The sequence below is a fragment of the Mycobacterium sp. 4858 genome (genome assembly GCF_900240975.1).
Taxonomy (GTDB): domain Bacteria; phylum Actinomycetota; class Actinomycetes; order Mycobacteriales; family Mycobacteriaceae; genus Mycobacterium.
Genome location: NZ_LT968775.1, coordinates 1,621,270 through 1,634,154 on the forward strand (window position 1 = coordinate 1,621,270; position 12,885 = coordinate 1,634,154).

General features: G+C 67.6%; 12 protein-coding genes and 1 tRNA gene. 8 read left to right on the forward strand and 5 right to left on the reverse strand.

All coding sequences use genetic code 11. The annotated features are described in order from the left end of the window. Positions 1 to 11: 11 nt before the first annotated feature. From C1737_RS07370 to C1737_RS07380, 3 genes are read left to right on the forward strand one after another with little or no spacing between them, the layout of a single operon-like run. Complete coding sequence (locus C1737_RS07370; protein WP_068091963.1) at positions 12 to 452, forward strand: DUF402 domain-containing protein; 441 nt, start codon at positions 12 to 14, stop codon at positions 450 to 452. Next, positions 437 to 1,444 (forward strand): non-homologous end-joining DNA ligase, encoded by a 1,008-nt coding sequence (gene ligD, locus C1737_RS07375; protein ID WP_102417606.1) that lies wholly within the window; start codon positions 437 to 439, stop codon positions 1,442 to 1,444. The genes C1737_RS07370 and ligD overlap by 16 nt, the downstream gene beginning before the upstream one ends. 42 nt (positions 1,445 to 1,486) lie before the next feature. After that, positions 1,487 to 1,903, forward strand: a complete 417-nt coding sequence (locus C1737_RS07380; RefSeq protein ID WP_102417607.1) for a hypothetical protein — start codon at positions 1,487 to 1,489, stop codon at positions 1,901 to 1,903. On the opposite strand, the gene coaE is transcribed toward C1737_RS07380, so the two are convergent. From coaE to polA, 3 genes are all read right to left on the reverse strand, one after another. Further along, positions 1,900 to 3,129, reverse strand: a complete 1,230-nt coding sequence (coaE, locus tag C1737_RS07385; protein WP_102417608.1) for a dephospho-CoA kinase — start codon at positions 3,127 to 3,129, stop codon at positions 1,900 to 1,902. The genes C1737_RS07380 and coaE overlap by 4 nt on opposite strands. 12 nt (positions 3,130 to 3,141) lie before the next feature. Continuing rightward, entirely contained in the window at positions 3,142 to 4,581 is a 1,440-nt protein-coding gene (gene rpsA / locus C1737_RS07390) for a 30S ribosomal protein S1 (protein WP_068091975.1), read from the reverse strand. A 236-nt stretch (positions 4,582 to 4,817) separates the two neighbouring features. Then, entirely contained in the window at positions 4,818 to 7,478 is a 2,661-nt protein-coding gene (gene polA / locus C1737_RS07395) for a DNA polymerase I (protein WP_199182813.1), read from the reverse strand. Positions 7,479 to 7,625: 147 nt separating this feature from the next. On the opposite strand from polA, the gene C1737_RS07400 reads away from it, so the two are divergent. Next, positions 7,626 to 8,066 (forward strand): Zn-ribbon domain-containing OB-fold protein, encoded by a 441-nt coding sequence (locus C1737_RS07400; RefSeq protein ID WP_068091982.1) that lies wholly within the window; start codon positions 7,626 to 7,628, stop codon positions 8,064 to 8,066. Next, a complete protein-coding gene (locus tag C1737_RS07405) occupies positions 8,066 to 9,262 on the forward strand; it encodes a lipid-transfer protein (RefSeq protein WP_102417822.1) in 1,197 nt (398 codons plus the stop codon). The genes C1737_RS07400 and C1737_RS07405 overlap by 1 nt, the downstream gene beginning before the upstream one ends. 102 nt (positions 9,263 to 9,364) lie before the next feature. Here the strand turns inward: C1737_RS07405 and C1737_RS07410 are convergent, their stop codons facing one another. After that, complete coding sequence (locus tag C1737_RS07410; protein ID WP_102417823.1) at positions 9,365 to 9,979, reverse strand: ANTAR domain-containing response regulator; 615 nt, start codon at positions 9,977 to 9,979, stop codon at positions 9,365 to 9,367. A gap of 126 nt (positions 9,980 to 10,105) precedes the next feature. On the opposite strand from C1737_RS07410, the gene C1737_RS07415 reads away from it, so the two are divergent. Continuing rightward, positions 10,106 to 10,182 (forward strand) — tRNA-Leu (locus tag C1737_RS07415). A gap of 348 nt (positions 10,183 to 10,530) precedes the next feature. Here the strand turns inward: C1737_RS07415 and C1737_RS07420 are convergent. Beyond that, positions 10,531 to 10,725: a hypothetical protein gene (locus C1737_RS07420; protein WP_142393435.1), complete on the reverse strand. Its 195-nt coding sequence runs from the start codon at positions 10,723 to 10,725 to the stop codon at positions 10,531 to 10,533. Positions 10,726 to 10,924: 199 nt separating this feature from the next. Here C1737_RS07420 and C1737_RS07425 point away from each other — a divergent pair, with 199 nt between their 5' ends. Both C1737_RS07425 and C1737_RS07430 read left to right on the forward strand, forming a co-directional pair. Beyond that, the gene (locus tag C1737_RS07425) at positions 10,925 to 12,253 is read left to right on the forward strand and encodes an adenylate/guanylate cyclase domain-containing protein (protein ID WP_102417611.1); all 1,329 of its coding nucleotides are present in this window, start codon (positions 10,925 to 10,927) and stop codon (positions 12,251 to 12,253) included. 29 nt (positions 12,254 to 12,282) lie between these two features. Further along, positions 12,283 to 12,879 (forward strand): HdeD family acid-resistance protein, encoded by a 597-nt coding sequence (locus tag C1737_RS07430; RefSeq protein ID WP_102417612.1) that lies wholly within the window; start codon positions 12,283 to 12,285, stop codon positions 12,877 to 12,879. Positions 12,880 to 12,885 lie beyond the last annotated feature (6 nt).

Genomic DNA, 12,885 nt, shown 5'->3' on the forward strand with positions numbered 1-12,885 from the left:
CGAAGGGCATCGTGCGGGCCGTGGACGACTATGCGGTCCACCCGTGGGGCCTGTACGTGGCCCGGCCCACGCCCGGCCGCGCTCAGTTCCACTACCTCGAATCGTGGCTGCTGCCGTCGCTCGGCCTGCGCGCCACGGTCTTTCACTTCAATCCGGGCCATGAACGTCATCTCGACTACTACCTCGACGTGGGCGAATACACGCCCGGTCCCGACGTCTGGCGTTCGGAAGACCACTACCTCGACATCGAGGTCCGCACCGGCGACGGCGCGGAGCTGGCCGACGTCGACGAGCTGCTGGAGGCCGTCCGCCACGGCCTGTTGACGCCGGAGGTCGCCGAGCGGGCGGTGCGGTGCGCGGTGGACGCCGTGGACGGGCTGGCCCGCAACGGCTATGACCTATCCCGCTGGCTGGCCGGCCAGGGGATGGAGCTGACGTGGCGCGAGACGTAGGGGCGGCCCTGCCCGAGGCGGTGCGCGAGGCGCTGCACGACGAGCCGGTGCCCGATTGGCGGTCCCCCACGCTGGCCACCCTGACCGACAAGCGGTTCTCCGATCCCAACTGGATCTTCGAGCGCAAGTTCGACGGCATGCGTTGCCTGGCGTTTCGCGACGACGGCCGGGTGCGGCTGTTGTCGCGAAACCGCCAGCCGCTCAACGGCACCTACCCGGAGCTGGTCGACGCGGTCACCGCCCAGCACAGCACGCGCTTCGTGCTGGACGGCGAGGTGGTGGCGTTCGAGGGTCGCCGCACCAGCTTCGCCCGGTTGCAGGCCCGCCTGGGCATCACCGACCCCGAGGTGGCCCGCGCGTCGCCGGTGCGAGTCTTCTACTACGTCTTCGACCTGCTGCACCTGGACGGCAAGTCCACCGTCGACGCGCCGCTGCTGTGGCGTAAGCGGCTGCTGCGCAAGGCGATCGAGTTCGGCGGTCCGCTCCGGTACACCCCGCATCGGGTTGGGGACGGCCTGGCCGCCTACCGCGCGGCCTGTGAGCGCGGCGACGAAGGGGTGATCGCGAAGCTGGCCGATTCGAGGTATGACGGTGGCCGCTCGAGGAATTGGCTGAAGTTCAAGTGCGTGCGCGACCAGGAGTTCGTGGTCGGCGGCTACACCAGCCCCAAGGGCAGCCGGGTCGAGCTGGGCGCGCTGCTGCTGGGCTATTACGACGGCCGCGACCTGGTCTACGCCGGGAAGGTCGGCACCGGCTTCGACGACGCCACGCTGCGCCGACTGCACGGGCGGCTATCGACGATCACACGCGACACGCCGCCCTTCAGCCGCGGCCTGGTGCGGGAACCCGACGCCCACTGGGCGAGCCCGGAATTGGTGGTCCAGATCGGTTTCACCGAGTGGACCCGCGACGGGAAGCTGCGCCACCCGCGCTATCTGGGCATCCGCACGGACAAGGACGCCGCCGAGGTGGTGCGCGAGACCGGGGCGTGACCACCTGGTCCCGGGAAGCCGGCGAGCGTAATGTCAGCAACCATGAGCTGCACCGCAAGCAGGTTGCTGCCGATCACCGCGGTGACGATCGTCGCCGTCGGCTCCCAGTTGAGCCCGGCGACCGCGCGGGCGGACCTGCACAACATCACCTACCGCGCCCGGATCGACGCGCTGACCACCGGCAGTCAGGCCACGTTCATCATCAACGGCGGCCAGACCAACACCACCAACCTGCCGTCCATGCCCGGCAACGCATTCGAAGCCAACACCGTGCTGCCCGATCCGCAACAAGCCGGGATGCGCATCGTGCTGCACTTCCCCTACTCGGCGAACGTGCACTGCGAGATCGACGTCGACGACAACGTTTTCACCCAGACCGACCAAATGGTCCGGCCCACACCGGGAAACACGGACCCCAACAACGGTGCGCTGGCATGCGGCGCACCCTTGCCGGCCTAAGGCTTGGGCTCGGGCCGCCAGCCCGCGGAGTCCGCCCACGCCCACGCGCGCCGGTAGGCGTCGGCATACCACGGCTCCTTGACCGCGACGTACGGCGCGGTGTCGCCGCCGCCGGCCTCGATTTCGGCTGACCGCTTCACGGACAGGTAGTCGGCCCGCGCGTCCGCGTCGGCCGACAGCCAGGCCACGAACAACAGGGCGAACTGTTGATTGGGCCAGCCGTCCACCCGGATGTGCACGTTGGTCGGACGCCCCGGATCCGCCGAGGCGTGAATCCGCTTGTCCCACAACGTCGCATCGTCAGTGTGGTCGTATCGCTCGACGGCGCTGCGGGCATCGGGCTTGGCGACGTCGGAGGTGATGCTTTCGATCCGCGGGTAACCGGCGGCCAGCAGCGACTCGGCGAGTTCGTCGGCGACGGCCAGGGATTCGACGGTGATCTGCATGTCGATGACGTCCTTGGCCGGAAAGTCCGGCACGGCGGTCGAACCGATGTGGTCCACCCGAATCGCCCGGTGCCCACAGGCGGTCCGCAACCGGTTCGCGATCCGCCGCGCCTGGTCCGGCCAGCCCGGATCGGGCGGCACCAACCGCGCCGCCGCCGCGGCGTACTGACGCCGACTCAGGTTCTCCGCGAAGGGCCGTATCCGGTGGTCCCACAGCTCATGTGCCCGCTGCACCAGGTCCTCCGGGCTGCCTGAGTTGTCCACCCAGATGTCGGCGACCGCACGACGCTGCTCGTCGCTGGCCTGCGCCGCGATCCGCGCGCGGGCGTCGGATTCGGGCATGCCGCGTTGGTCGACCAGCCGCCGCACCCGCACCTCGACGTCGGCGTGCACCACGACGACCAGTGGGAACAGCGGCGCCATCCCCGATTCCACCAGCAGCGGAATGTCCTCCACGACAACCGAGTCCTCGGGCACCGAGGCGATGATCTCGGCGCGGCGCTTGCCGACCAGCGGGTGCACGATACCGTTCAGCCGTTGGCGCGCCTCGTCATCGGCAAAGGCCTTGGCGGCCAACGCAGGACGATCCAGCGATCCGTCGGGAAGCAGGATGTCGTCACCGAACGCGTCGACCAGCGCCGCCAGCCCCTCGGTGCCCGGCTCGACCACTTCGCGCGCGATGACGTCGCCGTCGACGATGACCGCACCGCATTTCGCGAAGGTGGCCGACAGCGCCGACTTGCCGGCGCCGATGCCACCGGTCAACCCGATACGCAGCATGCGGGACCGCTGTTAGGCGTTGCCGGCGAGCTTCTCCCGCAGGGCGGCCAATTGGGCGTCGCTGGCCAGCGACCCGCCGGCCGCCTTCTCCTCGCGCGCGCCGTTGCCCGACGACTGCTCGGCGTGCCCGGCCGCCTCGGCCGCGGCGAACTTCTCCATCTGCGCCGTGTGCATCTTGTGCCGGCGCTCGGCCTCGGCGTAACGGGCCTCCCACTCGGCGCGCTGCTTCTCGAATCCCTCGAGCCATTCGTTGGTCTCGGCGTCGAAGCCCTCGGGGAAGATGTAGTTGCCCTGCTCGTCGTAGCTGTCGGCCATGCCGTACTTCGCCGGGTCGAATTCCTCGGTGTAGTCCTCGTTGGCCTGCTTGAGCGACAACGAGATCCGGCGGCGCTCGAGGTCGATGTCGATGACCTTGACCATGGCGTCGTCGCCGACCGCGACCACCTGGTCGGGCACCTCGACGTGGCGCTCGGCCAGCTCGGAGATGTGCACCAGGCCCTCGATGCCCTCCTCGACGCGGACGAACGCGCCGAACGGAACCAGCTTGGTGACCTTTCCGGGCACGATCTGGCCGATGGCGTGCGTGCGGGCGAAGTGCCGCCACGGGTCTTCCTGGGTTGCCTTGAGCGACAACGAGACCCGCTCGCGGTCCATGTCGACGTCGAGCACCTCGACGGTGACCTCGTCACCGACCTGGACGACCTCGGACGGGTGGTCGATGTGCTTCCAGGACAGCTCGGAGACGTGCACCAGGCCGTCCACACCGCCCAGGTCGACGAACGCGCCGAAGTTGACGATGGAGGAAACCACACCCTTGCGGATGGCGCCCTTCTGCAGCTGGTTGAGGAACTCGCTGCGCACCTCGGACTGGGTCTGCTCCAGCCAGGCCCGGCGCGACAGCACCACGTTGTTGCGGTTCTTGTCCAGCTCGATGATCTTGGCTTCGATCTCCTTGCCGATGTACGGCTGCAGATCGCGGACCCGGCGCATCTCGACCAGCGACGCGGGCAGGAAGCCACGCAGGCCGATGTCGAGGATCAGGCCACCCTTGACGACCTCGATGACGGTGCCCTTGACGGCCTCGTCCTTCTCCTTGAGCGCCTCGATGGTGCCCCAGGCGCGCTCGTACTGGGCGCGCTTCTTGGACAGGATCAGGCGGCCCTCTTTGTCCTCCTTGGTGAGGACAAGCGCTTCGACCTCATCGCCGACGGAAACGACCTCGCTGGGGTCGACGTCGTGCTTGATGGAGAGCTCGCGGGCGGGGATGACGCCCTCGGTCTTGTAGCCGATGTCGAGGAGCACCTCGTCCCGGTCCACTTTGACGATCGTCCCCTCGACGATGTCGCCATCGTTGAAGTACTTGATCGTTTTGTCTATTGCGGCAAGAAAGTCCTCGCTGGAGCCGATGTCGTTGACGGCTACTTGGGGCGAGGTGACGGTGGGACTCGGCATGTGGTGGGTTGCTCCGGACAGGTTGGGTCGTAGGGACAAAACTGGGATTTACCTATTGAGGCTACTCGACTGCGTACACGCTGGCCAAACCCGGGCGGCGCGTCACCTGCGCCATACCGGGCGGTCGGCCACGGTGAAAGTGACGCCAGTGCGAATTCGGGCCAAATTTTTTCACCATGAAATCACACCCGGGCGCCGACGCGCCGGTAAATGCGCTGCCTAGGGGATTTCCCGCGCTAGTGCGCGGCGGCGTCCCACGAGCGGCCGTACCCCACCGAAACCTCCAGCGGGACGTCGAGCGGGTAGGCGCCGCCCATCTTCTCGCGGGCCAGGGCCTCGAGTTGGTCGCGTTCGCCGGGTGCGACCTCGAACAGGAGCTCGTCGTGGACCTGCAGCAGCATGCGGGATTTCAGCCCCGCCTCCTTGATCGCCTTGTCGACCTCGATCATCGCCACCTTGATGATGTCGGCGGCGCTGCCCTGGATGGGGGCGTTGAGCGCCGCCCGCTCGGCGGCCTCCCGCACCTGGCGGTTGCTGCTGTCCAGCTCGGGAAGGTAACGGCGGCGGCCCAGCACCGTCGAGGTGTAGCCGTCCTTGCGCGCCTGGTCCACGACGTTCATCAGGTAGTCCCGCCCCCCGCCGAACGGGGCGAAGTAGGCCTCCATCTGTTCCTTCGCCTCTTCGGTGGAGATCTTCAGCTGTTGCGACAGGCCGTAGGCGCTCAGCCCGTACGCCAGCCCGTACGACATCGCCTTGACCCGCCGGCGCAGCTCGGCGGTGACCTCCTCGATGGGCACGCCGAACGCCCGCGACGCGACGAACGAATGCAGGTCCTCCCCCGTGTTGAAGGCCTCGATGAGTCCCTCGTCCCGGGAGAGGTGCGCCATGATCCGCATCTCGATCTGGCTGTAGTCGGCCGTCATCAGCTCGCTGTAGCCGTCACCGACCACGAACGCGTCGCGGATCCGCCGGCCGGCCTCGGTGCGGATCGGGATGTTCTGCAGGTTCGGTTCGGTCGACGACAACCGGCCCGTCGCCGCGATCGTCTGGTTGAACGTGGTGTGGATGCGCCCGTCGGAGGCCACCGAGGCCAACAGCCCGTCCACGGTGACCTTGAGCCGGGTCACGTCGCGGTGGGTGAGCAGGTGCTGCAGGAACGGGTGGCCGGTCTTGTCGAACAGCGACTGCAAGGCGTCCGCGTCGGTGGTGTAACCGGTCTTGGTGCGCTTGGTCTTCGGCATCTCCAGCTCGTCGAACAGCACCGCCTGCAACTGCTTCGGCGACCCCAGGTTGATCTGCTTGCCGATCACCGCGTAGGCCGCCTCGGCCGCATCGCGGATCTGCTGGGCGAACTCGCTCTGCAGCTCCCCGAGCAGCCCCAAATCGACTGCGATACCGGTGTGTTCCATCCCGGCCAGCACCCGCTGCACCGGCAATTCCATGCCGCCCAGCAGCGATGTGGAGTTGATGCGGGCCAGCTCCTCGTCGAGCGCGTCGGCGAGGTCGAGCACCGCCACGGCCCGCAGGATCAGCGTCTGCACCGCCTGGTCGTCCGTGCCGTCGGTATCGTCGAGAAGCGAAAGTTGTTGCTGTTCAGTTGTTTCCGCGCGCAGCTCCCGCCGTAGGTAGCGCAGGGAGAGGTCCTCGAGGGAGAAGCTGCGCTGCCCGGGGCGCACCAGGTAGGCGGCCAGCGCGGTGTCGGAGGTGACGCCGGCCAGCGTCCATCCCCGGCCGGCGAGATCGTGCATGGCCAGCTTGGCTTCGTGCAGCGCCTTGGGCGGACCGGGGTCGGCCAGCCAGGACGCCAGCGCCGCCTCGTCGTCGGGCTCGAGCGCCGAGGTGTCGATGTAGCGGCCCTCACCGTCGGCGGACACGATGGCCAGCGCGGTGGCGTCGGCGTCGTACGCCAGGTGGGTGCCGACGACGGCCAGGCCGAAGCGCTTGCCCGAGCTGTGCCCGGCCAGCCAGACGGCCAGCTCGCCGGGCTGCAGTGCACCGCCGCGCACGTCGAAACCCGCGTCGACCTCGGGCTCCACCGCGGGCAGCGTGTCGAACAATCGGTCGCGCAGCACCCGGAACTCGAGGTCGTCGAAGAGCCGGTGGATGTGGTCGCGATCCCACGGCTGCATGCGCAGCGTGTCCGGGGTCTGCGCCAGCGGCACGTCCTTGACGAGGTCGGTCAGCTCGCGGTTGCGGATCACGCTGGCGAGGTTGGCCCGCAGCGCGTCCCCGACCTTCCCGCGCACCGAGTCGACGTTGTCCACCAGGCCTTGCAGCGAGCCGTATTCGGCGATCCATTTCGACGCGGTCTTCTCCCCCACGCCCGGGATGCCGGGCAGGTTGTCGCTGGGATCGCCACGCAGGGCGGCGAAGTCGGGGTACTGCGTGGGGGTCAGCCCGTACTTCTCGACGACGGCCTCGGGCGTGAACCGGGTGAGCTCGCTGACGCCCTTGCGCGGATACAGCACCGTCACGTCGTCGCTCACCAATTGCAGGGAGTCCCGGTCCCCGGTGACCACCAGGACGCGGAACCCCGCGTTCTCGGCCTGGGTGGCCAGCGTCGCGATCAGGTCGTCGGCCTCGAAGCCGGGCTCGGCGAGCACCGTGATGCCGAGCGCGTTCAGCACTTCCTTGGTGATGTCGATCTGGCCGTGAAACTCGTCGGGCGTCGACGATCGGTTCGCCTTGTACTCCGGGTACCGCTCGGAGCGGAAGGTCTGCCGCGACACGTCGAACGCGGCGGCCACGTGCGTGGGCGCCTCGTCGCGCAGCAGGTTGATCAGCATCGCGGTGAAGCCGTACACGGCGTTGGTGGTCAGGCCGCCCCGGGTCTTGAAGTTCTCGGCGGGCAGGGCGTAGAACGCGCGGAAGGCCAGCGAATTGCCGTCCAGCAGCATCAGCGTCGGCTTCGTCTGCTCCTCGGCGATGGTGCTCACGGCTCACACTCTAGGCACCCGGTACGACTCGGCACGCGTCCCCGACCACCCCGGGGCCAGAACTGCAACACGTTTCAGTTTTGCATTGCGGCTGGGTAGTCTGGCCGAGTGCCAGAGGTCACCAGCCAAGAACCCGCGATCGACGGATGGTTCGCCACCGATGAAGCAGGCAACCCGCATCTGATCGGCGGCAAGTGCCCCGAGTGCGGCACCTATGTCTTCCCGCCGCGCGAGAACAACTGCCCCAACCCCGCCTGCGCCAGCGACACACTCGAGCCCGTCGCGTTGTCGACCCGGGGAACGCTGTGGAGCTACACCGAGAACCGGTACCCGCCGCCCCCGCCCTACCCGGCCCCGGATCCGTTCGAGCCGTTCGCCATCGCCGCGGTCGAGCTGGCCGCCGAAGGGCTGATCGTGCTGGGCAAGGTGGTCGAGGGGACGCTGGCCGAGGATCTGAAGGTCGGCATGGAGATGGAGTTGACCACGATGCCGCTGTTCACCGACGACGAAGGTGTGCAGCGCCTCGTCTATGCGTGGAGGATCGCCTGATGCCCGAACCGCTGTACATCCTGGGCGCCGGCATGCACCCGTGGGGCAAGTGGGGTCGCGACTTCACCGAATACGGGGTGGTCGCGGCGCGCGCCGCGCTGGCCGAGGCCGGCCTGGACTGGACACAAATCCAATTGGTCGCCGGCGCGGACACGATCCGCAACGGCTACCCGGGCTTCATCGCCGGGTCGACGTTCGCCCAGAAGCTGGGCTGGAACGGCGTGCCGGTGAGCTCGAGCTACGCCGCGTGCGCCAGCGGCTCCCAGGCGCTGCAGAGCGCGCGGGCGCAGATCCTGGCCGGCTTCTGCGACGTCGCGCTGGTGATCGGCGCCGACACCACCCCCAAGGGCGCGTTCGCCCCCGTCGGCGGGGAACGCAAGAACGATCCCGACTGGCAGCGCTTCCACCTGATCGGCGCGATGAACCCGGTGTACTTCGCGCTGCTGGCGCGCCGCCGGATGGACCTGTACGGCGCGACATCCGAGGACTTCGCCCAGGTGAAGGTGAAGAACTCGCGGCACGGCCTGCAGAACCCGAATGCGCGCTACCGCAAGGAGGCCTCGGTCGACGACGTGTTCGCCAGCCCGGTGGTGGCCGACCCGCTGCGACAGCTCGACATCTGCGCCACCTCCGACGGCGCGGCGGCCCTGATCGTCGCCAGCGCCGAGTTCGCCCGCAAGCACCTCGGCTCACTCGACGGTGTCCCGTCGGTGCGCGCGGTCAGCACGGTCACCCCGCGCTACCCGCAGCACCTGCCTGAATTACCCGACATCGCAACGGATTCCACCGCCGCGGTGCCCGCACCGGAGCGGGTGTTCAAGGATCAGATCCTGGATGCTGCCTATGCCGAGGCGGGCATCGGGCCCGAGGACGTCAGCCTGGCTGAGGTCTACGACCTGTCCACCGCGCTCGAGCTCGACTGGTACGAGCACCTGGGCCTGTGCCCGAGGGGTGAGGCGGAGGCGCTGCTGCGCAGCGGCGCGACGACCATCGGTGGCAGGGTGCCGGTCAACCCGTCCGGCGGTCTGGCCTGCTTCGGCGAGGCCATCCCCGCGCAGGCCATCGCCCAGGTCTGCGAGCTGACCTGGCAGCTGCGCGGCCAGGCGACCGGCCGCCAGGTGGAGAACGCCACGGTCGGCGTCACGGCCAACCAGGGGCTGTTCGGGCACGGCTCGTCGGTGATCGTGGCGCGCTGACGCTCTCGTTCATCGAGTGTGCGGCCACGGCGGCCTCGCGCGGCGTGTCGCCGCCCTCAGTGCACACTCAAAGCCCTGAGCGCACGCTCGACGGCTGAGCGCCTACTCCTCTTCGGCGCCGAGCGTTTCCAGGACGACTTCGGCGACCCGCTTCATCGTGGTCCGCCGGTCCATGGCAGCGCGCTGAATCCACTTGAACGCTTCGGGCTCGGTCATGCCCTGTTTGGTCTGCAGCAGGCCCTTGGCGCGTTCGACGAGCTTGCGCGTCTCCAGCCGGTCGGACAGCGTCGCCACCTCCCGCTCCAGCTCAGTGATCTCGGCGAAGCGGCTGACGGCCAGCTCGATGGCCGGGATCAGGTCGCTGATCGTGAAGGGCTTCACCAGGTAGGCCATCGCCCCGGCGTCGCGCGCGCGCTCCACCAGGTCGCGCTGGCTGAAGGCGGTCAGGACGACGATGGGTGCGATGCGCTTGCTGGCGATCTCCGAGGCGGCGTCGATCCCGTCGCGGCGGGGCATCTTCACGTCCATGATCACCAGGTCGGGCTGGTGGCGTTCGGCCAACTCGACGGCTTCCTGTCCGTCGCCGGCCTCCCCGACGATCTCGTAACCCTCCTCTCGCAGCATCTCTGCGAGGTCCATTCGGATCAGCGCTTCGTCTTCCGCGATCAGGACCCGGCGCGGCACAGCGGCGTCGGTGTCGGTCGTGGGGCCTGTCATGACCGACATTGTGTCGTGAACGCGTCAGACCAGCGACCTCGGGGGCGGTCAGACGGGCGGCCGCGCCAAATCCTCTATGGTGGGAGGCTGCCTCTAAGGTAGGAGGCCGGACTCGAGCAGAATCAAGCCCTCGTATCCCAACTGGCAGAGGAAACGGACTCAAAACCCGTCCAGTGTGGGTTCGAATCCCACCGAGGGCACCACCCACACCATCCACGGTCCCGGCATCGGGGCGACGGTCTCGGGCGCGGGGCGCCGAAGCAGCGCCTGTCCGGACCGAGTCAATTCCCAAAGTCTGTTATCCGCGCCAAATGCGTGCCAAAGGTATGAATTCTCTCGATTTAATAAACTTCAGGCTATATGGACGAGGCGTTGCATTCACAAGATCGAAACAAATACATCATGAATTCATATTAATTCTCGGTGTCCGCAGCCCGCACGCCACAACAACCCGGCAGTGGCCTCCACCGCGTTGTCGCAAGGTCGTCCGACGACCGCTCACCACGACCCAGGATGGTCGAAAAGGCACCGTCCCTGGGGGCGCCGCCGGTTCAGTCGCCGAACGATCGAGTGACGCAAATCTGGTCTGACGCAGCGACATTCACTTGCGTTGGATCGTTGACGAGGGAGTCGCCGGCGAGCCGGAGGAGCCAATTCGGCTCGCCACAGCCGACACCGCAGCCGCCCATGAGCACGGCGGTGACAGAGAGGATTAATGCGAGAACGAATCTCTTCAGACCCGCCATCCAGCACCCCTTAGTCGAGGCGAACACGCGTCTAACAGCCCTGTCGAACAGGTGCTGAATAACCAAACCGAACAATCCGCAAACCCGATTACAACCCGATAACAAGAACAGTTATCAGACTCGGAACTTACGGGGGCGAAAACGCCGGATTTCATGAAGACGTCCGGCGACTGCGCTGCTCAGCGGTTACGCTTTGAACGTGGCGGCTAGGAAGTGCGGCGCCCCACCCGTGTCGGACGGCTCGTCGAGAAGCCCGGACTGCGTAGCCGCGGTGCGGGCGCAGACGCGCGACCGCAACCAGCATTACGCCGCGAGCGCCGCGCGCCGCGCCAGAATCCTCACCATCACCTCATGGCTCGCCGTGACGGTGAGCGCGAGCTTCGTGCTGGTGCAGATTCTCAGCGGGGCCTGGTTGTGGCAGGTGAGTTCGATCAACGTCATCGGCGCGATGGTCTTCGCGATGGTCCCGTGGCTGCAGCGCTTCGGCGAACTGGTCGCGCCGCTCACCTTTCTGGGCGCGGCCTACGTGTCCGTCTTCGCCAGCTGCGTGGACGTCGGCACCGGGTCGGGAGCTCAGTTCTTCTTCCTGGTGGGCGCCTGCATCGTCGTGCTGTTGCTCGGAATCGAACACATCATCTTGGCCTCGGCGCTGGCCGCTGTCGCCGCCGGCCTGATCGTCGCCGTCGAGTTCCTGGTCCCCCGCGACACCGGGCTGCAGCCGGCCTGGGTCCAGTCGACCGGTTTCATCGTGACCGCGGTCTCCAGCGTCGTGATGGTGGTCGTGACGGTGTGGTTCGCCCTTCGCGACACCGCTCGCGCCGAGGCCGTGATGGAAGCGCAGTACGAGCGCTCGGAGGCGCTGCTGGCAAACATGTTGCCCGCCAGCATCGCCGAGCGGCTCAAGGAGCCGGACCGCGGCATCATCGCCGACAAGTTCGACGTCGCCTCCGTGCTGTTCGCCGATATCGTCGGGTTCACCGAGCGGGCCAGCGGCGCGGCGCCGGCCGACCTCGTGCGCTTCCTCGACCGGCTCTACAGCGCCTTCGACGCCCTGGTGGACAAGCACGGCCTGGAGAAGATCAAAGTCAGCGGCGACTCCTACATGGTGGTCAGCGGGGTCCCGCGGGCCCGACCGGACCATGCGCAGGCCCTGGCGGACTTCGCGCTCGACATGGCCAATGTCGCGGCCCGGCTGAAGGATCCGCACGGCAATGCGGTCCCGCTGCGGGTGGGCATGGCGTGCGGGCCGGTGGTTGCCGGTGTCGTGGGTTCGCGGCGCTTCTTCTACGACGTGTGGGGCGACGCGGTCAACGTCGCGTCCCGGATGGAATCCACCGACTCGGTGGGCCGAATTCAGGTGCCCGAGGCCATGTACGAGCGCCTCAAGGACGAATTCGTGCTGCAGGAGCGCGGCCACATCGACGTCAAAGGCAAAGGCCTGATGCGCACCTGGTACCTGATCGGTCGCAAGGCGACCGACGAGTCGGCCGATCTGCTGGCCGAGGATTCGCGTACGGCCCACGTGTAGCCCAAAGTGCCCTATACCGAGGGCGGCGTTTGTGTCACACTGCGGCCATGCAAACCACACCTGGATCTCTGCCCGCTCCAAGTTTGTTGCCGCATCTGTGGAAATCGACCCTGCTATCGGGAATCCTGTCGCTCGCCCTCGGCGTGCTGGTGCTGGCGTGGCCCGGAATCTCCATCGTGGTCGCCGCGGTCGCATTCGGCGTTTACCTGTTGATCACCGGCGCCGCACAGGTGTTCTTCGCTTTCAGCCTGCATGTCTCGGCGGGAAGCCGGATCCTGTTGTTCATCAGCGGCGCCGCGTCACTCATCCTGGCGTTGTTGGCGTTTCGCCATTTCGGTCAGGGTTACGCAATCCTGTTGCTGGCCATCTGGATTGGGATCGGATTCATCTTTCGCGGCGTGGGCACGACGATTTCGGCCATCCAGGATCCGCTTCTGCCGGGTCGGGGATGGGCCATCTTCATCGGCATCATCAGCCTGCTGGCCGGCATCGTCGTCCTCGCGTCGCCGCTGGAATCCATTGTGACGCTGGCGCTCGTGGTCGGGGTCTGGTTCGTGGTCCTCGGCATCTTCGAGATCGTGTCGTCGTTCAGCATCCGGAAAGCCTCCAAGGCCCTGACCGGCTGACGCCCC

Coding starts and splice junctions, on each gene's coding strand:
- coaE (WP_102417608.1), bottom strand. CDS start 3,129: ATGCTGCGTATCGGGTTGACCGGTGGCATCGGCGCCGGCAAGTCGGCG.
- polA (WP_199182813.1), bottom strand. CDS start 7,478: ATGCTGCTGGACGGCAATTCGCTGGCCTTCCGCGCGTTCTACGCCCTG.
- rpsA (WP_068091975.1), bottom strand. CDS start 4,581: ATGCCGAGTCCCACCGTCACCTCGCCCCAAGTAGCCGTCAACGACATC.
- C1737_RS07410 (WP_102417823.1), bottom strand. CDS start 9,979: ATGACAGGCCCCACGACCGACACCGACGCCGCTGTGCCGCGCCGGGTC.
- C1737_RS07380 (WP_102417607.1), top strand. CDS start 1,487: ATGAGCTGCACCGCAAGCAGGTTGCTGCCGATCACCGCGGTGACGATC.
- C1737_RS07405 (WP_102417822.1), top strand. CDS start 8,066: ATGCCCGAACCGCTGTACATCCTGGGCGCCGGCATGCACCCGTGGGGC.
- C1737_RS07420 (WP_142393435.1), bottom strand. CDS start 10,725: ATGGCGGGTCTGAAGAGATTCGTTCTCGCATTAATCCTCTCTGTCACC.